The organism is Oleiharenicola lentus, assembly GCF_051660365.1.
GTDB classification, from domain to species: domain Bacteria; phylum Verrucomicrobiota; class Verrucomicrobiia; order Opitutales; family Opitutaceae; genus Lacunisphaera; species Lacunisphaera lenta_A.
Window position 1 is genome coordinate 832,525 of sequence record NZ_JBOZXB010000001.1, and the last position, 19,750, is coordinate 852,274.

The window sequence follows — 19,750 nt, forward strand, 5'->3', positions numbered from 1 at the left end:
GGAGCGCTCCGGTCGTTCCTTTTTAGCCTTTCTCCTATAGGGCCTATAAGACTCGTAAGTCCTATAGGTCTTATTCATTTCCAGCCAGTCCCTCGCCTTTCCTCCATGGTCGCCCCCACCTCCAAAGCACCAGTCTCCGCCACGTCCGCTACGGGCCGCATGGCCGCCGTCCAAGATATGGCGCGCCTCCAGCGCCTGCTGTTCGAAGTGGAGCGCGAGTTCGTCCGCACCGCGACGACCCTCGTTTATCGCGTGGGCGAACCAGAGCTGAAATACCTGCTCTGCCAGCATATCTGGGAATCCTCCAGCCATGCGCGCTTCATCCGTGAACGTGGCCGTGAACTCAGTGGCTTCGGCACCGGCGAGAGCGTGCGCGCCAGTGTGCGTCAGCTTTTCGACGAGACCGTCATGCCAGCGGATGCCTACGTCGCGCTCGCGGGTTTCTATCGCGTAATCAAACCGGCATTGCTCGCGGCGTATCGCCACTACCTGCGAGTCACGGATCATCTCGCGGATTGGCCTTCCAAGAAATTGGTCGAAGAATTCATCGCCGATGAAGAACGCCACGCGCGCGAGATCCTTCCCTACCTCGCCAAAGGCAACGATTCCGCGTGGCTCGCTCATCTGAGTGCCGCCGTCGCCGCGCTCGGTGGTTTGGTCGGCGAAAACACCGTTGTGCCACTGCCGACCGACTTTAAATGGGAATCCCTGGCGCGGAAATACACGCACCCGGCGACCTGCAATCGCGGCATCTACCCGACTTGTTCCAGCGCGTTCAGTCCCGACAACCCCGACGAGACGCCGATCGTGCGCACCTGGTTGATTGATCCGAAGACCGACGCGCGCGTCGTCCGCCTCATGGTTTACGTCTGGCTGATGATGGAATTGGACGCGGTCGATTACCTCGCGACGATTTTCTACGACACGCCCGAAGCACCGTTCGACATGCATCACGACATGGCACGCCACTTGTGGGATGAATCGCGCCACAGTCAGTTTGGTTTCCGCCAGCTGCCGAAACTCGGCGTCGATCTCATGACGCTCGAGCATTCGCTCGATCTCTACAACATTCTCGTCCAGATGCCGCCGCATGAACGCTACGCGATGATGACGATGGAATTCGAAGCCGGCAGTTTCCCGACGAAAGCCCTCGTGATGGATCGCATTCGCGAGCTCAACGATTTCGAGGCCGACACGCTCCTCGCCTTCGACCGCAACGACGAACAAAACCACGTGCGCTACGGCCACCGCTGGCTGCCGGAAATCATGAAGCTCTGCGGCGACACGCGCCCCACCGAGGAATTCGTGAAAGCCACGCAGGCCCACTTCGCCGAAGCGGCGAAAGTCTACGGCATGCGCACGCCGCACGCGCTTTCGCCCGAGCAGCGCCTCACCGGAAATAAAATCCTTAAACTCGCCGGCGTAGTTTAAGTTTTGATTGGAGGCGGGGCCCTCAGCCCCGCGAGTTTGTGTTTTCGATCGCGATGCCTCGCGGGGCTCATGGTCCCGCCGCCAAAACCAGCTCGCAAAAAAGGCCGCTCTTTCGAGCGGCCTTAAGTTTTTCGGAGCGCGCTTGCCGCACTTACACCATGGTCACGCGCGCACCATTCTTCTGTTGCCGACGACGCCACATCGCGAGGCCGAGCGCCGCCGCACCCGCCATCGCCGCATACGTGGACGGCTCAGGAATCGCGCTTCCGCCAATTGCGACCGAGTAAGGTTCGTTCAAACCGCTCACCAGGGAGAGATTCAAACCGTCCGCAGCCGAATAAGAACCGAGGCGGCCATCGACGGTGTTACCGTTAAGGTAGGTGAAATAAATCGTGTCGCCGTAAAACGTCGTGTCGATCGCACCATTAATCCCGGAAGCATGCGAAACGTGCGAACTCCCATCGAAGCTCCACACCGAATAGCCGGCCGGCTGCGTGAGGTAGCTCAGCGTGCTGCCGGAAAAAGACAGCCCTTGGACGCCAACCACGTGGTCGAGGATCGACACTTCGCTGCCACCCGAAGTGGAAAAAGAACTCAGCTGGCCGGCATTGCTCATTCCATCAAATTTTGTGCCCGCCACATAGAGGCTGCTGCCGCCTACCGTGATACTACTGATATACGTGAAGCCTGTGCTGAACGAGTCGAGAAACGTGCCCGCGGTATTGTAGCGGGAAATCGTGCCGTTGGCACTGGAGACAAACAGGTTGCCGCCGGACACCGCGAGCGAGGTCGGCGAGGTCAATCCCGTCAGCAAGTTTCCACCCGCACCGGTCAGGTCATACTTCCCGACCGAGTTTCCGCTCACGCTCACGACATAAAGATCGTTCCCTGAAATCTCGATCTGGCTCGGCTGCGTCAGCCCGGTAATCAACCCGGTAGTCGCCACCGAGCCGTTAAGATTAAAGGTGTTGATTGAGCCTGCGCCATTGGTGCCGTTGCCCCAGTTCGCCACAAAAATTGACTGGGCGCTGGCGATCGAAAAAAAGAAAAACGCAGGAGCGGCAATCAACGCAGCCCGAACATGGACCGGGCGGAGGGGAATCAACGACGACAATGACATTTTCATAAGATATGGGTAAGCGGTAGCGGCAGGTTGACGGTGTGTGTTCGCGGCAGGAATTCCCCGCACGCATTGTGCAGCGAAATTGGAAATTAGCGTTCGGCCGTGCGTCGACGCAGCTGTGACGAATCGCGGAGCGCGCGTGACCAATCGCGGGCAACGCTTCGACCAGGGTTTGAGCCCGGCAAAAAACGCACGCCTTTCCGCTTAGAGCGCGGGCCGAATCGCCGCGAGCCGCTCGCGCAATTCACTCCAGCGATAGCGGCTCGCCGGCACCGGCTCGGCCACTCCATCCACGAGGAGCACCGTGTGCTCGTCGCCATCGCGCTGGTAGCTTTTGACTCGCGCGAGATTCACAATCTGCGTGCGGTGCACGCGCATGAAATGCGTGGCCGGCAAAGTGTCCTCCCACGCCTTCAGACTTTTGCGAAGAAACACCCGTGTCCCGTCCGCGAGGTGCACCTCGGAATAATTTTCGCGCGACACAATCAAACTGATCCGCGCGACCGGCACGAACCGCGCGTGCAATCCCGTGCGCAAATACACCGTGTCTTCGATCCGCAACGCCGGCCCGGCGAGAGCCTCTTCCTCACTTCCGGGCCTTGCGACCGGTGGCGTCGAATCAGCTGCGGGGTAAAAGGGCGGCGCACTGGCGACGCGTTGCAACGCGACCGCGAGCCGCGCCGAGGTCACGGGCTTAAGCAGGTAATCGAGCGCGTTGATTTCGAACGCGCGCACCGCATACGCTTCGTAGGCTGTCACGAACACAATGCGTGCACCGGGCTTCACTTCAGGCACGAGGTCGAACGAGTTGCCACCGACCAGTTGCACGTCGAGAAACACCACATCGTAATCCGGCGCTGCTAACAGCGCGCGCGCCGCGCGAATCGTCGCGGCCTCGCCGACGACCGTGATCTCGGCGGCGTGTCGCCCGAGTTTCGCGCGCAGATCGGCGCGCAACGCGGTTTCGTCTTCGATGAGCAAAGCGCGCAACATGGGATAAGTCAGAGCAAGCGGGGTGTTTTCACGCGCAAGGTGACTTTCACCCAACCGTCAGCCGCGGCGATGTCGAGCCAATGGGAGCGCGGGTAGTGCCGCCCAAGCCGCTCGCGCAAATTTTCCAGGCCGATGCCGAGCGACGAGACCGTTTTCTCCTCAGCGGGCTCGATCCATGCGCCAGTGTTCGCGACTTCCAACACGAGCGCACCGTCAGTGTCGCGATGCGTGGCGAGCTTGATGCCGACGCGGTCGGGACTGGTGGCGCGCCCATATTTGAGCGCATTTTCCACGAGCGGCAGCAGGAGAAAATGCGGCAGGCGTTCGTGCTCGAGAGCGGGATCGCTCGTGATTTCGACATCGAGCAAATCGCCCCAACGCGACTCTTCGATTTCGAGATAAGCGCGGAGCAATTCGATTTCCTCGCCGAGCGTCGTCCAGTCGCGCTCGTCGGCGCGGTGCAGCGTGAGCCGGCAAAAATCCGCGAGCCGCTCCACCATCGTGCGCGCGGGCGATTCATCCAACGGCAACGCCGCGCTGATCGACGCGAGCGTGTTGAAGAGAAAATGCGGATTCAGTTGGTAACGCAGCACCTCGAGCCGCGCCTTTTCCTCGGCGAGTCGCGCGGAGATTTTTTCGTCGAGCTCGAGTTGATTGAGACGGACAAGCTCGGCGTTACGCAGAGCCAGCTCTTCCGTGCGCTGCGCGAGTTCGAGCGTGCGCTTCGCCACGACCGCCTCCAACTGCGCCGCCCGCAGACGCAACGCCCGCGTGCGGAATCGCACGAGCCCCGCCACTGCCGCGGCGCTCACCACAAGATAACCCGCCCACGCCCAGCCAGTGCGCCACCACGCCTCCGCCACCGTCAGCGCAAACACCGCCGGCTGCGCGAGGTTGCCGTCCGCGTCGCGCGCCCGCACCTCGAACCGGTAACTCCCGCCGGGCAGCGCCGCGAAGCCGCGTTTGCGCACCGGGCTCCACTCGGACCATTCGCTTTCGTAACCGGCCAGCCGGGTTTGATACACTACCGAGTTTTCCAACTGATGCCGCAGCGCTTCAAAACTAAACTCGATCGCTGCGTGTCGCCGCGGCAACCGCTCACCCGGGTTCGCGCCGGTGGCTCGCAATTGCACCGCGAACGGCGTCGGTTTGCGAAACACCCGCGCCGTCTCCACCCGCGCAAGCCCTTTCAATCCCGCCACCCACACTATCTCCGTTCCGTCGCTCGCGATTTCCTCGAACACGCTCAATGGCGAGCCAGTGACACTCGTGACGAGCCGCGGCAACAACGCTCCATCCGTTTTTCCCGATGGCGCCCGCCTCACGCCTGCGGTGTCCAGTAACCAGCGCGCCAGCCGCGCCTCCGCTTGCGCTTGCGGCAACTGCGCCGCCTGTTTCGCCGACAGCAAGCCTTCGTCGCGCCAGCTGCCGTTAGTCTGTCGCCGCACCGCATAAATCCCGGCCGAGGTCGACACCCACACGGCGGCAGGATCGCCGGGCACCGCGAGCAAGCGCGTGCGTCCAGGCGCAAGTTCCGCCACGCGCACGAGCGTGCCGTTTGCACCCGAAGCAAACAACGCGCCCTCCACCGCCACGACCAACGCATCGGCTTGCGAGCGCATATCGTAAGCGCGCGCATCGAGCAAACGCTCAAAGTAAGCCGCGCGCCCACTCGTCTCATCGCTCGCCACCAAACGGTAAACGCCGTCGTCCGACGCCACGTGCAACGCGCCACCGTGCCGCACGCATACCGCCGCACCACGCGAACCAAGGCCGTTTACGCCATCGAACAACGTCACCGCAGACGGCCATTCAACGCGAAACAGCCCCGCTTCCGCGCCAATCCACAGGCCACCTTCGCGATCGGTGAAAAATCCGCGCAGCGTCTTCATATATAGTCCGCTGGAATGATCGATCGGCCCGAGATAACGCCCCGCGGCGTCGAATCGCGCGCCCCCATCGCCGCTTCGAAATGCATACCTGACCACGAGCGACCCATCGCCCAGCCGCAACGCGTGGTTCACCACTTTGCCCGCCAGCCAGCGGTTGGCTTCCACGGCCAGCGGCTCCACCCGACCGTCCGGCCCGGCGCGGAAAGTCCCGCGTTCCGCCGTGAGCATCACCCAGGCACCCGTGGCGTCACGTTCGAGGAGGCGGACCGTCTGCTCTCGAAAAATCGCGTGATCCAACACCGGCTCGATGCGACCCTCGCGCAACCGGCTGAGCGGCTGCCCAGGAATCGTCAGGTAGAGCTCATCCCCGATGCGGTGCAGCCGCGCCCCGCGCGAACGTGACGGGGTCGGACACGGCACGGCGGTGAACTTGCCCGCGCGCCACACGAGAATTTTTTCCTCGTCGGAAAAATAGACCGCATCGCCCACCGCCACCGCCGCCTGGAGTTCGTCGTAATTGCGTGCTTCCGGCGGGAGCAAATTGGCGAGCGACACAAATTCCGCCGTCGGACCTGCCCCGCGGAAATACCCGATCACGCCCGGTCCGGCTGCATACACCCGCCCGTCGCTTCCGAGCGCAAACTGCCGGATGCCGGCCGAGTCGGTCGGCAAAGCAATGATCCGCATCTCCGAGCCATCGTAAACCGACGCATACACCCCAGTCGCAACATAAACATACCCCGCCGCATCCTGCACTCCGGTTGGACACCAATACGGCAGCCGATATTTCCCGGGAGTAAACTCGCGCACGATGGGCCGGCCGAGTTCGTTGCTGATCGCGCGAAGCGAAATGGGCTGAGTGAGTAATCCCGCCAGGATCACGACCGTCACCCGCGCGAATTGCGCGCCCGGAAAAACCCAGCGCGCGGCGGCGGAGAAAATCGGGGACATGGTGGCCGACAGCTTTTCGCACGCACGGCACGAGGCGATTATTTTCCCGATATGCGGCAAAAAATTCTCCTTAAACTCACCATTGCCCCCGGCACACCAACTTTGCAGCGTCACTCCATCATGCTCCGGCACGCGCTTAGTTTCATCGGTTTGTTGGTCGCGGCGTCGGTGCTGCCCGCCACCGAAGCCGCGCCGGCGCCACGCGGTAAAACCCCGTCGCCAGGAGCAAATTTCCAGGTCGCTGCGCCGGATATCGCGATGATTTGGGTCGAACCCGGAACCTTTCTCGCCAGTAGTCCGCTCGCCCAGGAGGATGACACGCTCGTTACGCTTTCACGGGGTTACTGGCTCTCACGAACGGAGATCACCGAGGAGCAATGGCTGGCAGTCGTCTCTGATGTCGCCTTGGTGTCGCGGCGCGGCGCGCATTACCCGGCCGATCAGTTACAATGGGAATCGGCCATGCGGTTTTGCCAGTTGCTGACCGCCCGCGAACGCGCCGCCGGCCGTTTGCCGACCGGCTATAACTACGCGTTGCCCACCGAGGCCCAGTGGGAATACGCCTGTCGGGCCGGCACCACTGGCCCTTTCTCGGGCGATCCCGATGCGATGGCGTGGCACCGGGAAAATAGCGGAGGCCAACTCCATCCGGTGGCGCAAAAGTTGCCCAACGCGTGGGGATTTTACGACATGCACGGCAACGTGGTCGAATGGTGCCTCGATTACTACGAGTCCTACCCGGGCGGAAGCGTCACGGATCCAGTCGGTCCGGTGATCGAACAGTTTCGGATCGTTCGCGGAGGTTCCGTAGGGAGCGGTCGCGGTGGCTGCCGCTCCGGCGTGCGCTTGTGGGGCCGCAGCGCGAGCAAAGGAATCAACACCGGTTTCCGCGTCGCCCTCGTGCCTGAACCTGTCGCCAAACCTGCCGAAACACGCTAATTTTGCCCTACCTAGATGGGGTTCCGTGCAGCCGTGTAATTTTCAGCCCGTTTCATAATATTTCCTGTGGCGTGGCTGAAAATTTCCGCTTTCAGTAACTAGCCCCACCCCGGTCTCTTTACCGGTTTCAAGGTCTTCCTGTCTTTCATGCAAAAAACTTATCGCGCCGCGCTCGTCGGCACTGGCTCCATTGGCGATGCGCACGTGCGCGCAGTTGAAGCGACGCAAGGTCGCGTAACGCTCGAAGCCGCCGTGGATATCGATGCCGGTCGCGTCGAAGCGTTCGGCAAACGCCACGGCATCCCGCACGTTTACACCGATTACACGCAGATGCTGCGCGAGCTGAAACCGGACTTCGTGCTCGTCGCCACTCCGCCCGCGCAACACACGCCGATGAGCGTCGCCGCCATGGAAGCCGGCGCGTGGGTGCTTTGCGAAAAACCCTTGTGCGGGTCGCTCGAAGAACTCGCGCAAATCCAGGATGCCGAAAAGCGCACCGGCAATTACACGGCGTGCATTTTCCAGATGCGTTTTGCGTCGTCGACCGCGCATCTGCGTCGCCTCGCCGACAGCGGCCAGCTCGGCAAACCGCTCGTCGCCGTGTGTAACACGCTCTGGTATCGCGACGAAGCCTACTATGCGGTGCCATGGCGCAGCACGTGGAAAGACGCCCTCGGCGGCTCCACGATGTGTCTTGGCATTCACGCGATGGATCATCTGCTGCACATGCTCGGTGACTGGAAAGAAGTCCGCGCCGTCGCCGCCACTTCTGATCGCGATATCGAAGTCGAAGATATCTCGATGGCCATCGTGACCTTCGCCAACGGCGTGCACGCGTCCATCGTCAACAGCGCGCTCAGCCCGCGTCAGGAAACTTATATCCGGCTCGACTACCAAAAAGCCACCGTCGAGCTCACGCACCTTTACGGTTACACGAAGGAAAACTGGAAACTCACGCCGGTCCCGCCCGCGCAGGACGATAGTCTTATGCAAGCGTGGCAAAGTTTCCCGCCCGACGTCGGCTCCACGCACGGCGCGCAACTCGTGGCGCTCGTCGCAGATCGTGACGCCAACCGCCAGCCGCTCACCTCCGGCGTCGAATCGCACCGCACACTCGAATTGCTCACCGCGATCTACAAATCCGCCTACACGGGCGAGATCGTGAAACGCAATTCGATCAAGCCCGGCGATCCTTTCTACACTGCGTTGCACGGCAACATGGCGCCGCCGCGGAAAGGTCGCGCCAAAGCCTAAGCGCTTTTCGCCGCATGATCCGCGAGGCCATCGCATCGCGCACGCTGACCGGTTACCTGTGGAACAGCCGCGCCCGGCTCTCGCGCGGCCTCGGGCTCGCGTTGTTGCGCTCTCTCGCCGTCGCACCGTGTCCGTGGCTTTTCCAACGCATGATCGATGTCGCGGTGCCGAACCGCGACATCACGCAGATCCTCGAACTCAGCGGGATCTTTCTCGTCCTGCTCGGCGCGCACTACGTCTTTTCCGTGTGGGGCTCGAACGTGATCGCGAAGGCCATGGCGCAGATGATGGTCGAACTGCGCTCGCGACTTTTCTTCAAATTGCAGTTCCTGAGCTTCGGTTATCTCGACCAGCAAAAGACCGGCCGCCTGCTTTCGAAATACGCGTTCGACACTCAGAAAGTCGAAGCGCTGCTCTACAACATCCTGAATCAATTCCTGCCGAACGTCCTCTACGGCGCCTGCATTTTTTTCATCCTCGCGATTCTCAACTGGCAGCTCGCCATCGTGCTCGCGCTCGTGATGCCGGCCTACGCGTTCGCGAAATATAAATTCTTCGCGAGCATCCAGCGCACGAACAACGAAGCGCGCCTCGCGCAGGAAAAACTCACCGGCACCGCCAGCGAATATATTTCCGCACTCCGCCTCGTGCGCAGCTTCGGCGAGGAAAAACAAGCCGAGGCCGACCTCGATCGTTCGAGCACGGCGTTCGCGCGCAGTCGCGTCAGCCAAAGTTACACCAACGCCATCTTCGGCACGTTCTGGTATGTGAGCACGCAAGTCATCTCGCTCGTCGTAATGGCCGGCGGTGCGGCGCTCGCGATTCGCGGCACGATTTCCTACGGCACGCTGTTCGCGTTCGTCGCCGGCCTGCCGATTGTGCTTGGGCCGATCCAGGCGTTCGTCGGATTGAGCGAGCAATATTTCATCGGTCGCGAGAGCTACACGAGCATCAAGGAACTCCTCGATTCCGCCTACGTCGAAGCGTGGAACGGCACCAAGCGCGTCGATCGCCTGCACGGCGAACTAGTGTTCGACGACGTCTCCTTCGCCTACCCGAGCGCGCCCGAACGCCGCGTGTTGCACAACATCACGCTCTCGATCCGCGCGGGCGAACACGTGGCCTTTGTCGGCCCATCCGGCTCCGGCAAGAGCACGCTCGCGAACTTACTCCTCGGACTCTACGCGCCGAGCGAAGGCCGCATCCTCATCGACGGTGTCGCCCAAGCCGACTGGGACATGCGCTGGGTGCGCCGCCAGCTCGCAGTCGTGTTGCAAGATAGTTTGCTCCTCTCTGGTTCCATCGCGGACAACCTGCGCTTCGCCCGCGCCGACGCGACCGACGCGGAAGTCCGCACCGCCGCGCAGCAAGCGAACGCGGAAGAGTTCGTCAACCGCCTGCCCGAAGGTTACAACACGCTCGTCGGCGAACGCGGCGCCACGCTCTCCGGCGGCCAGCGGCAACGCCTCGCGATCGCGCGCGCGATTTTGCGCAACCCGCCCGTGCTCATCCTCGACGAAGCGACCTCCGCGCTCGATTACGAGAGCGAGCATTTGATTCAGGAAGCGCTCGATCGCCTCTCGGAAGGTCGCACGGTCATCACGATCGCGCACCGCCTCAGCACGATTCGCAACGCCGACCGCATCATCGTGCTCGCCGGCGGTCGCATCAGCGAAGAAGGCGATTTCAAAACGCTCACCGCCAGCGGCGGGGCCTTTGCCCGCCTGGTAGCCGCGCAAAATACTGGCACCGATTTCCTTCACCTCTAAGTTCTCCCTTATGAAAACCTCGCTGCTCGCGTTCGTCGTTTTGTTTTCCGCCTCGCTCGGCCTGGCCCAGCCAGCATTTCCCGGTTTAAAAAATGTGCTCACGGCTGCCGAGTGGCAGCGCGCCGGCCTCGACCGCCTCACGCCTGATGAACTCGGCGTGATCGATGCCGCGATCATTCGTTACAACGGCCGCACCACCGCACAGCTGCAAGCGGACCTCGCCGCCGCCAAGCAGGCGCAAGTCGTCGTGCAGCAAAACAGTGTCGCCGTGGCTTCCACGCCCGGCGCGGCCACGGCGCCAAAAGGCTGGATGGAACGTTTTGGTCTTCCGGTGTTCAACGACAGCGATTGGCGCGCCATGCCTCCGCTGAAAGCGAAAGTGGTCAAGTGGGATGGCGGCAACCGTTTCGTGCTCGATAACGGCCAGGTGTGGGAAGGCTTTCAGGCGATCACCTACGAACTGCCCGGCAAAAACATCGAGATCCAAGCCCGCCCGCACGGCCAGTTCGCCCTCGTCGTCGAAGGCGTGAACACCACGTTGCGCGTCATGCGCCTGCGCTGACCATTCCTAATCTTTCCTCTTTCTCTTAATCATTCTCTTTCTCTCAGATTTTTTGGCCCTCGTCGCCGCAACCGATCTTCTTTCGACCCGGGAGAAAGATTCAGAGTAAGAAGAAAGAGAAAGATTTCCGATCCATGCTGACCCTCGCCAACGACCAACTGCGCCTCGAGATTCTCGATCCCGTCGCGGACCGCGCTAAACTCGGCCCGCGGTTTTGCTGGGGCGGCTACCTCTGGCAAATCTCAGACGCTAAAGTAGGCACGCTGCTCACCGGCCCCGAATGGCCGAAAGCCGACCCCGCACCTTTCAACGGACAGGGACTGCCCGAATCGTTTCGCCACTCGACGCGTGACGGTCGACGCCACACGTGGAACGCCGACGGCGGCGTCGCGCTCGGAGCGGGCGCGCTCAATGCGAGCGGCAGCGACGTGACTGAACCCTGCACGTGGCAGATCACGCCTTCGTCTCAGGAAATTGTGTTCACCACCGAACAAAATGTTGCCGGTTTTCACTACGCAATCACGCGCACGATCACGCTTTCGCAACGCAACGTGCGTTCGATTTCTCAGCTCACGAATCGCGCTGAAACGCCGTTGATGCTCGAATGGTTTGCGCACCCATTTTTTGCGCTCACCGATCGTCTCATCGAAATGGAAGTGCCCGCGGGCAGTCAGCTCGTGGAAAATCCCGGCTTCGCCCTCGCCGCGCGCACACTCACGCAAAAACGCCGCTTCGAACACGAGAAAGATGGCCACATGGATTTCCTGCGCCTGCCAGCCGCCTTGCCGCTTCGCGCCAAACTGAGTCACCCAAAACTCTCGCACGTGATTTTTGAAACGTCGTTTGCCCCGAGCGAATGCGTCATTTGGGGCAATAGTAACACGTTTTCCATCGAGCCCTATCAAACGCTCGTGCTCATGCCCGGCGAGTTGCGCGCGTGGACGTTGAGCTACGAGTTTGGCGCAGCGCGGTAACATCCCCCCGATCAAAGTTTTTCAAGGGCGCCCCTGAATCCGCGCCGAATCGCGCGGCGGGCGACTTTAACGCGCGCGTCAGGATTTTTTCCTGATCCGTTTTCCGAGACGCCCTGATCTCCTCACCGCGGCTTTGGTAAGCTGGGCGCGCACCCACGTTCCAATCTCGCTCGTCCATGACTCCCGCAAAAAAATCCCGTCCGAAAGCTCGCGCACTCTCCTCGAAAAAATCAAAAGCCGCCCCGAGTGCGCCCACTCCCTCTACAATCACGCAGCACTTGTCCCAGTTGAACGCCCGGCCGGATCCGATCGATTTCCGCGATCTGATGTTCGAGCCGACGCTGGTTGAGGTTCCTCCGCACATTACCCTGGAGGAGTATCGCGCCAAATACGCCAACGGCACTCCGCCCATCCTGAATCAATTCAACGAAGGTGCGTGCACAGGTTTCGGCCTCGCCGCCGTTGCGCATTTCCTTCTCCGCCGTCGCACAGTGGCACCCGACACCACCCCGATCAGTCCGCGCATGTTTTACGAAATGGCCCGGCGCTACGATGAATGGCCCGGCGAAGCCTACTCGGGCTCCAGTGCTCGCGGCGCGATGAAGGGTTGGCACAAACACGGCGTGTGCTCGTCCGCCGCATGGCCCTACGTGCCGGCCGACCCCGGTGTGTTGACGCATCAGCGCTCGCAAGACGCCGCCGCGCGTCCCCTCGGGGCCTATTTTCGAGTCAATCATCGTAATCTTGTGGCGATGCATGCTGCGCTCGCGGAAGTCGGCATCCTGTATGCCACCTGCACCGTCCACGAAGGCTGGAACCAGATTAACAGCGACGGAGTGATCCCGGGTCCCGACGGAAAAGCCATCCTCGGTGGCCACGCTTTCGCCATCGTCGGTTACGACCCGCGTGGCTTCTGGGTGCAAAATTCGTGGGGCACGGCGTGGGGCGTCGCCGGGTTTGCGCTCATCACTTACGCGGACTGGCTCACTCACGGTTCCGATGTTTGGGTGGCTCGTCTGGGCGCGCCCGTCGCGCTTTCCGGCGATGGACTCGTCACCGTGACGAGTGCGACCCAAGCATCACGCCTCAACTATTCCTTCAGCGACGTGCGCCCGCACATCGTCGGCATTGGCAACGACGGACGTCTCCTCAGCACCGGCGAAATTGGCACCAAGCCCGAAGATCTGGCCACGATTTTCAATGAGGATTTCCCGCGTATCACCCAGCATTGGGCCAAGAAACGCATCCTCCTCTACGCCCACGGCGGCTTGGTCGGCGAGAAAGGCGCGATCCAACGCGTCGCCGATTATCGCCGCGCCCTGCTCGACGCTGAAGTTTACCCCCTGGCCTTCATCTGGAAAACGGATCTGTGGTCCACGCTCCAAAACATGTTGGAAGACGTGCTGCACGCCCGGAAACCCGAGGGCTTGCTCGATGCGACCAAAGATTTTCTTCTCGATCGGTTGGACGACACGCTCGAACTCGTCGCAAAAATTCCGGGCGAAGCTGTCTGGAGCGAAATGAAAGAAAACGCCCTCGCTTCGATGGATTCCGGCGGCGGGGCCGAACTCGTTTGCCAGCATCTCAAGGCGTTGCTCGCTACCGATCCATCGATCGAAATCCACATTGCCGGACACAGCGCGGGATCCATTTTCATGGCGCGCGTGCTGGGCGCTCTCGCCGACATCACCTCCGTCCGCACCTGCTCACTCTGGGCTCCCGCGTGCACGATCGAACTTTTCAATCGTTACTACCGGCCCGCTATCCATAGCGGCGCCGTGAAAGAGTTCACTTTGTTCACGCTCAAGGACGGCGCGGAACAGGACGACAACTGCGCCAAAATCTACCACAAATCGCTGCTCTATTTGGTCTCGCGCGCCTGCGAGGCGAGCTGGCCGATCCCGTTCGTCGACGGCACCCCGCTGCTCGGCATGGAACGCTTCCTGTTCAAAGATCCGCAATTTGCCATCGATCGCGCCGCAGTTCTAAAAAACAACCCCGCCGCCGTGCCCATTCTCGGACTCCCCAATGCCAGGTGGGTGCGCGCCCCGAACGGATTACCGGAAGGTTCGCCCGACGCCACGAACGCCCGCCATCACGGCGATTTCGACGACGATAACGCCACCGTTAAAGCCACCCTTGCCCGCATCCTCGCGGCGGGTGACCAGCCCGCCAACGCGTTACACTTCGCGTGGTCACCGTCCTCCCTCGCCGACCGCCGCCGCACCCTGAACGACGTCATCGCGTAACCCGCACCCGTTTCGCGAGCGGGCTCGGCAAAACGCCGCTCCCAGCCGAAATCGCACGTCCAATTTTCATAAACATTCATTTTGTGATGTGAAAATTTCGCAGAATGGTAGCGCTCATGGTTACCGTTTACCCCTTGCTTCGGGCAGCCCGCATCGCGGCTGCATGTCTTCTCGCAACCGGCTTCGCCCAAGCCGCTGACCGCGTCGTGGATTTCCGCTATGGAATTCCCACCTGGCACCAACCGCTCGGTGTTCCGGAAGACTGGCACAAGCCGATGGCCAACGAGCGTGGCGCGCTGCTCTACGACTTTGGCCCCGGCCCGTATGTCCAAGGGCTGACCGTCGTCGAAGCCGCGGCAGAGGGCGAAGCGTTCACCCACGATCATCAACTTTTCCTCGAAGGCCCGCGCGTGCCCATCATGAGCACGGTGCTCAAACGCGGCAGCGATTCGATCCACGTCACCACGCTCGCCATCGCACCCGAGAAGGCGTCGCCGTCCGATGCGCGCACGAAAGACTACGAACGCCTCGACGGTATCAGCGGCGCGATCGACTGGGCCAAGCCCGCGACGGGAGTTTCACCGGAATTCCGTAACGTCGCTTGGGGCATCACGCGACCGATTCACTACCGCGTCAAAGTCGGCTCCGGCGCCGCCAAGCGCATCATGCTCGGTTTCTGCGAGAGCTACAAAAATTATCTCTACCAACGCACCGCGCACATGCAGGTGGAAGGCGCGCCCGATCAAATCGTCGATCTCGCGTTGAACGCGCCGCACAACCAGGCGCAGCTATTCCTGTTCGATGGTCGTGACGCCGACAGTGACGGCTGGATTAACATCAAGGTTTTCGCTCCGCAAGGCCAAGACCCCAACGCCACGCTCGCCACCCTCGCCGTTTACGCCGCCGGCACCACCCTGACGCGCGCGGAACTCCTCTCCGGTTCGCTCGCGGAAAAAGACCGCGCGGAACTCCGCATTGCCTGCGGCACCGAAGTGCTGCGCCAGCAATCGCGCACCGATCTCATCAACGCCAAATACTCCGGCAACGCGCAGCCCGAACTCGCCGTTAAGAGCCTCCGCACCCTCGTGCTCGCGAAAGACGGCACGATCACCGAAGACAACCGCCCGTTCCTCCTCACCCAGCCGCAAGCCACCGCGCTCACGCGGACCGACAAAGGCTGGAAAGTGAGCTTCCCCGCCGGCACGAAGGAAATCACCGCGTGGGTGCTCTCCGGCAAATCCGACGACGGCGACGCACGCAAGGCCCGCAAACTTTCCGTAACCGACGCCGTCAAGCAAACCACGGCACGCTGGAACAGCTACGCCATTCCCTACGATCGCGTCACCGTCGCCGATCCCGCGATCCAAAGCATGATCGTCAGCTCGTTGCGCACGCTTTACCAAGCCCGCGAAACGATCGCCGGCCAAACGCAGTTCAACTCCAGCTTTTCGCTCTATCGCGGACTCTGGGCGGGCGATGCCGTTTACATCACCAACCTCGTGGCGCACCTCGGCGATTCGAAATCCGGCCGCCAGACGCTCGACGCACTTTTCAGTCACCAACTCCCGAATGGCATCATCGACGAACTTCACCCGCAGCAAATTTACCGCACCACCGCGGAAGTGATTTGGGGTGTGGAACGCGATGCGCAGATCTCGAACAATTGGGATTACGCCAAAGAAAAATGGCAGCAAATCGTGCTCGGCGTCGCCGGCATTCGCGGCTTGCGCGATCAGACACTCAAGTTTCCGGACGCGCCTTATTACGGCATGTTCCCGCCGGGCTTCAGCGACGGCGGCATTCTCGACATCGGTGCCGAATATTCGTCCGTTTACTGCGCCATCACCGGCCTGCACGCGGCCGAACGTATCGCCGCCCGCCTCGGTCACGCCAAGGAAGCCGCGGAATTCCGCCAACTGGCCGACGAGTTTCACGCCGCCTTCGAAAAGAATCGCAAACGCGACCAACGCCGCGACAAAAACGGCAATCTGTATTTACCCGTGCGCGTCGGCTTCAAAGGCGAAGACCCGATCCCACAACTCACGCAATGGGCGTTCATGGATTCGCACCTCAACGGCGAAGGCTGGCTCACGTCCGACCACGAGATCGTCCAAGGCTCGCTCGCGCTCCTCGAGTCCACGGAGAAGCAAGGCATCCCCGTCAGCCTCGGGTGGATGCCCAACGGTATCTGGGCCGGCATGGGCATGATGTATGCCTTCCAACCGCTCATTCTGAATCGTCCGGAAAAAGTCTCCGACATTCTTTACGCCGCCGCCAATCACGCGTCACGTGTCGGCACGTGGGTCGAAGAGCAATCGCTCGTCGGCGATCCGCTCAAACTCGCCGGCGATCAACCGCACAACTTCGCCGCCACGATGATGGTGCACCTGCCCGCCTCCATGCTCGCCTACGACCGTGTGAACACCGTGCACCTGCTCGGCGCCGTGCCGCAAGAGTGGTTGAAGGCCAATTCGGTCAATCGCTTGGACAAATACCGCACCGGCGCCGGCACCGTGACGCTCGCGCTCACCGTCTCCGCCGATGGCAAAACTGCCACGCTGAACGTCGAACCGATCACGCGCAGCGACAAACCGATCAAGATCATGCTGCACACCGCCAGCCTGAAAAACGCCGGTTTCACCGTCTCGAATAAAGACGAATCGATCGAACTCCAGCCCGGCCAGCGCTTCAAGCAGACCTACACGCGGAAATAAGCGCGCTTAGATTTTACTCGAAGGCCCGGCACTTTGCCGGGCCTTTTTTTGCATGATGGAAATCAGCAGGAACGGAATAGCGTAGTTGAGGCGTTACAGTGTTTGAACCACTTGCCTCAAGTCCGCTATCGCGCGGACGATTTCTTGCGACGCGTGCTGCACCAGATTATGTCCGCAGTTCTCAATCACGCGCAGTTCGCCTACGGTCGAGCGCGCGGCGTGCCGGCGCTGCAACTCCAGCCATCCGGAAGTCAACTTGGCGCGCGCCTCGGCGCTCATTTCCTCGGGCATATCCGGACGTCCCGCCGCCAGCACGATCAGTGGCAAGTTTCCGAGCGCGGGTAACCTTGCCACTTCGCGACAACTCGTTTCCCACGCCGGCCCAAATCCGCGCAGGTAGTCGCGAAACTTTTCAACCGCCGGCAAAGCCGGCGAATCGGCAATCGCAGCCAACGCCATCGCAGATTGTTCGGGATGCGAGCAGTCAACGAGCACCAAACCCGCCATCCTCCCGGGAAAACGATCTGCGAAATGCAATGCCATGAAGCCACCGAACGACGCGGCCACCAAAACAATTGGCGTCACGATTCCTTGATTTTCGAGCCAGTCGCGCAACTCGTCAGCCCGCTTCTCCGGCGAGCTAAGAAAACCAGCCTTGGATCTAAAAACGAAGACCGCGGCGAACTCGCCCAACGAACTGCTCACACTGGCGCAGGGTTCATCCAGCACCAGCGTTGGTCGACTCAGTTTCACTTAACTGCCGATCATCAGCACGGCTTTGAAAAACACCAAGATGAAGCCCACGAGCACGCAACAGCCGAGGAAGCCGAGCGTATCCTCTTTGTTCCATTTGGTGAATTCCCAGTTGGAGCGCGGAAACAGTTTCGTGTGATCGAACTTCGTCGGGTTCTGATAACTCGCTTCCACGGCGAGCGCGTCTTCGTCCAAGGTCGGACTCACGGGGGTTTTCATGCGCACATAGAAGCGCGCCACGCGGGCTTGGGCGGTCGGCTGAGTCAGCAAACTTACCACGATGAGAATCAGCACCGGTAACAACGCATCCACGAGGAACCGTGTCGTCATGAGCTGGGCGGAATTAAATCGCTGCACATCCACCCCAAGCAGCGAAATCAAATACACTTCAGTGCGGAAAAGCCCTTTCCCGGTCTTGGGCGAACTCAAATCCTTCGGATCGACGCGCACGACGCCCTCTTCGAAAAACACGGAGACGGGCTCGGTGCGTTGCGTGGTGGTGATCATTTCACCTTCGGCGCTTGCCCGACCCGCCGCGACATCCGCTGCGGTCGCTTTCGCTTCCAGCGTCAATACGCGTTCATGCGTCATGCGGGTTAGCGATTCCGAACGCGCGAGCGCGGGAATGCTCGGCACGGTCCACGGAATCACTGCGATAACCACGAGTGTTGCCACGACCTGCACGCGCACGGCGATCTCCGTGAGACGACGCCACAGGAAAATCATCGTAATCGGCACACCCCACACCACGAGCAGCACGATGGCGAATTTCAGCAGCGCGATGACGCTATTTAGATAAAGGCCAACGACGATACCGAGGCCGAGCGATACCGGCACCGTTAACCGCGCCACCAACATGTAGTGCGCCTGGGATTTCCCCGGGAAGAGAGGTTCGTAAAGATTTTTCACGACGAGGCCGGACATGACGACGGACTGCGCGCCGAGGAGCGCCAGCTTGCCGCCCAGAATACCGATCACCATGACGCCAATCAAACCAACCGGCAGCAGCGAACTCGTGAGCAAGCCCCACACTTGATCCGGATCGGACAAGCCCGGCCCGAACAGCGCGATCGCGATCAATCCGCAATACGCCCACGCAATCGTCACGAAGCGTTTGCTAAATCCGCCCGACACCGCACCGATGCGCGCAGCAAATTCGTTTTTCGCCGAACCCGCGATGGTCATGTTGGCCTGCGAGCCAGCGATGCCGACGAACTGCACGAGCAACAGAGCTCCGATGGAATACCACGTGTATTCACTAAGCCCTCCCCCGCCGAAGAGATTAAACATTACCGCAGGCACTTTCTCGTGGAGCCCATCCGCGCCTCCCAGTTTCATCAGACCAAACGGGATCAGCACGACCGAGATTACAATCACGAGAACCGCCTGCACCGCATCGACCACCGCGGCGGATTTAAGTCCGCCCAGCATGATAAACACCGCGACCAGCAGCGATGACACCAGATAAAACGTGACCGGCTTCAAATACGTAATGTAGGGCTGCAGCTGGCCGAGATCGTAATAATTTTTCAGCTGGTCGTAACGCGTGGCGGCGACCGCGGGGAGTTCCGATGTGGCGCGTTGTTTGCGCAGTTCGACGAACTCGTAATAATCACTCACCTTCTGCTGCTCAGCCGGCGTGTAAACGGACTTATCCTTCGCCATGAGCGGTTGCAGGGTTTTCAACGCCACGACGTTACCGCCGGCAATGCTCACGATGATAATCAAAATCGTCGTGACCGCGTAAAACGAACCAAGGAAGCGGTTGCCGAAACGATCTTCGAACAAGTCTGCCGTCGTCGTGAGCCGCACGCGGCGGAACCAGAAGTTCAGAAACCAATAATACGGCGTGAGAAAAAGCGTGATCAGCGCCAGCCACGCACCACCGGCGCCCTGGCGATACACCGAGCTGGAAGTCGTCGTCGCCTGGCCGGGATCGGCCATCGAGCCGAAGCTGAGGAAAAATTGAAACCATTTCCCCAGCGAGCGACCGCCGAGGAAAAAATCTTTCTCGTCCTTCACGCCGTGCGACAATTTTTTGCCGATGGCCAGAATGCCTAAAATATACGTGACGATGATGACGCCGTCGATCCAGTGGAGGCCGAAGAAATGCATAGAGCTAAGGGGTTGGGGTGAGACGAGGATT

The 19,750-nt window shown here is 61.1% G+C and carries 13 protein-coding genes; 8 read left to right on the forward strand and 5 right to left on the reverse strand.

Translation table 11 applies throughout. The features are described from left to right. Positions 1 to 105: 105 nt before the first annotated feature. Complete coding sequence (locus tag ACRRQW_RS03105; RefSeq protein ID WP_438479792.1) at positions 106 to 1,431, forward strand: DUF455 family protein; 1,326 nt, start codon at positions 106 to 108, stop codon at positions 1,429 to 1,431. Between the two features lie 151 nt (positions 1,432 to 1,582). On the opposite strand, the gene ACRRQW_RS03110 is transcribed toward ACRRQW_RS03105, so the two are convergent. The 3 genes from ACRRQW_RS03110 to ACRRQW_RS03120 all read right to left on the reverse strand — a co-directional run bounded on the left by ACRRQW_RS03110 (position 1,583) and on the right by ACRRQW_RS03120 (position 6,390). Further along, entirely contained in the window at positions 1,583 to 2,557 is a 975-nt protein-coding gene (locus ACRRQW_RS03110) for a PEP-CTERM sorting domain-containing protein (protein WP_438479793.1), read from the reverse strand. A 201-nt stretch (positions 2,558 to 2,758) separates the two neighbouring features. Then, positions 2,759 to 3,547, reverse strand: a complete 789-nt coding sequence (locus ACRRQW_RS03115) for a LytR/AlgR family response regulator transcription factor (RefSeq protein ID WP_438479794.1) — start codon at positions 3,545 to 3,547, stop codon at positions 2,759 to 2,761. Positions 3,548 to 3,555: 8 nt separating this feature from the next. Then, positions 3,556 to 6,390 (reverse strand): histidine kinase, encoded by a 2,835-nt coding sequence (locus ACRRQW_RS03120; RefSeq protein ID WP_438479795.1) that lies wholly within the window; start codon positions 6,388 to 6,390, stop codon positions 3,556 to 3,558. A 51-nt stretch (positions 6,391 to 6,441) separates the two neighbouring features. Here ACRRQW_RS03120 and ACRRQW_RS03125 point away from each other — a divergent pair, with 51 nt between their 5' ends. The 7 genes from ACRRQW_RS03125 to ACRRQW_RS03155 all read left to right on the forward strand — a co-directional run bounded on the left by ACRRQW_RS03125 (position 6,442) and on the right by ACRRQW_RS03155 (position 16,851). Beyond that, positions 6,442 to 7,329, forward strand: coding sequence for a formylglycine-generating enzyme family protein (locus ACRRQW_RS03125; RefSeq protein WP_438479796.1), 888 nt, complete (start codon positions 6,442 to 6,444; stop codon positions 7,327 to 7,329). A 147-nt stretch (positions 7,330 to 7,476) separates the two neighbouring features. Then, positions 7,477 to 8,583 (forward strand): Gfo/Idh/MocA family protein, encoded by a 1,107-nt coding sequence (locus ACRRQW_RS03130; RefSeq protein ID WP_438479797.1) that lies wholly within the window; start codon positions 7,477 to 7,479, stop codon positions 8,581 to 8,583. A gap of 14 nt (positions 8,584 to 8,597) precedes the next feature. After that, a complete protein-coding gene (locus ACRRQW_RS03135) occupies positions 8,598 to 10,352 on the forward strand; it encodes an ABC transporter ATP-binding protein (protein ID WP_438479798.1) in 1,755 nt (584 codons plus the stop codon). A gap of 10 nt (positions 10,353 to 10,362) precedes the next feature. Next, positions 10,363 to 10,914: a hypothetical protein gene (locus tag ACRRQW_RS03140; RefSeq protein WP_438479799.1), complete on the forward strand. Its 552-nt coding sequence runs from the start codon at positions 10,363 to 10,365 to the stop codon at positions 10,912 to 10,914. A gap of 134 nt (positions 10,915 to 11,048) precedes the next feature. Continuing rightward, entirely contained in the window at positions 11,049 to 11,888 is an 840-nt protein-coding gene (locus ACRRQW_RS03145; protein ID WP_438479800.1) for a hypothetical protein, read from the forward strand. Positions 11,889 to 12,064: 176 nt separating this feature from the next. Beyond that, positions 12,065 to 14,137, forward strand: coding sequence for a C1 family peptidase (locus tag ACRRQW_RS03150; RefSeq protein ID WP_438479801.1), 2,073 nt, complete (start codon positions 12,065 to 12,067; stop codon positions 14,135 to 14,137). Positions 14,138 to 14,271: 134 nt separating this feature from the next. Continuing rightward, positions 14,272 to 16,851, forward strand: coding sequence for a hypothetical protein (locus ACRRQW_RS03155; protein WP_438479802.1), 2,580 nt, complete (start codon positions 14,272 to 14,274; stop codon positions 16,849 to 16,851). A 93-nt stretch (positions 16,852 to 16,944) separates the two neighbouring features. Here the strand turns inward: ACRRQW_RS03155 and ACRRQW_RS03160 are convergent, their stop codons facing one another. After that, a complete protein-coding gene (locus ACRRQW_RS03160; protein WP_438479803.1) occupies positions 16,945 to 17,556 on the reverse strand; it encodes an alpha/beta fold hydrolase in 612 nt (203 codons plus the stop codon). Positions 17,557 to 17,604: 48 nt separating this feature from the next. Next, complete coding sequence (locus ACRRQW_RS03165; RefSeq protein WP_438479804.1) at positions 17,605 to 19,719, reverse strand: sodium:solute symporter family protein; 2,115 nt, start codon at positions 19,717 to 19,719, stop codon at positions 17,605 to 17,607. Positions 19,720 to 19,750: the final 31 nt, after the last annotated feature.

Coding starts and splice junctions, on each gene's coding strand:
- ACRRQW_RS03150 (WP_438479801.1), top strand. CDS start 12,065: ATGACTCCCGCAAAAAAATCCCGTCCGAAAGCTCGCGCACTCTCCTCG.
- ACRRQW_RS03130 (WP_438479797.1), top strand. CDS start 7,477: ATGCAAAAAACTTATCGCGCCGCGCTCGTCGGCACTGGCTCCATTGGC.
- ACRRQW_RS03115 (WP_438479794.1), bottom strand. CDS start 3,547: ATGTTGCGCGCTTTGCTCATCGAAGACGAAACCGCGTTGCGCGCCGAT.
- ACRRQW_RS03140 (WP_438479799.1), top strand. CDS start 10,363: ATGAAAACCTCGCTGCTCGCGTTCGTCGTTTTGTTTTCCGCCTCGCTC.
- ACRRQW_RS03105 (WP_438479792.1), top strand. CDS start 106: ATGGTCGCCCCCACCTCCAAAGCACCAGTCTCCGCCACGTCCGCTACG.
- ACRRQW_RS03145 (WP_438479800.1), top strand. CDS start 11,049: ATGCTGACCCTCGCCAACGACCAACTGCGCCTCGAGATTCTCGATCCC.
- ACRRQW_RS03165 (WP_438479804.1), bottom strand. CDS start 19,719: ATGCATTTCTTCGGCCTCCACTGGATCGACGGCGTCATCATCGTCACG.
- ACRRQW_RS03120 (WP_438479795.1), bottom strand. CDS start 6,390: ATGTCCCCGATTTTCTCCGCCGCCGCGCGCTGGGTTTTTCCGGGCGCG.
- ACRRQW_RS03110 (WP_438479793.1), bottom strand. CDS start 2,557: ATGAAAATGTCATTGTCGTCGTTGATTCCCCTCCGCCCGGTCCATGTT.
- ACRRQW_RS03125 (WP_438479796.1), top strand. CDS start 6,442: ATGCGGCAAAAAATTCTCCTTAAACTCACCATTGCCCCCGGCACACCA.
- ACRRQW_RS03135 (WP_438479798.1), top strand. CDS start 8,598: ATGATCCGCGAGGCCATCGCATCGCGCACGCTGACCGGTTACCTGTGG.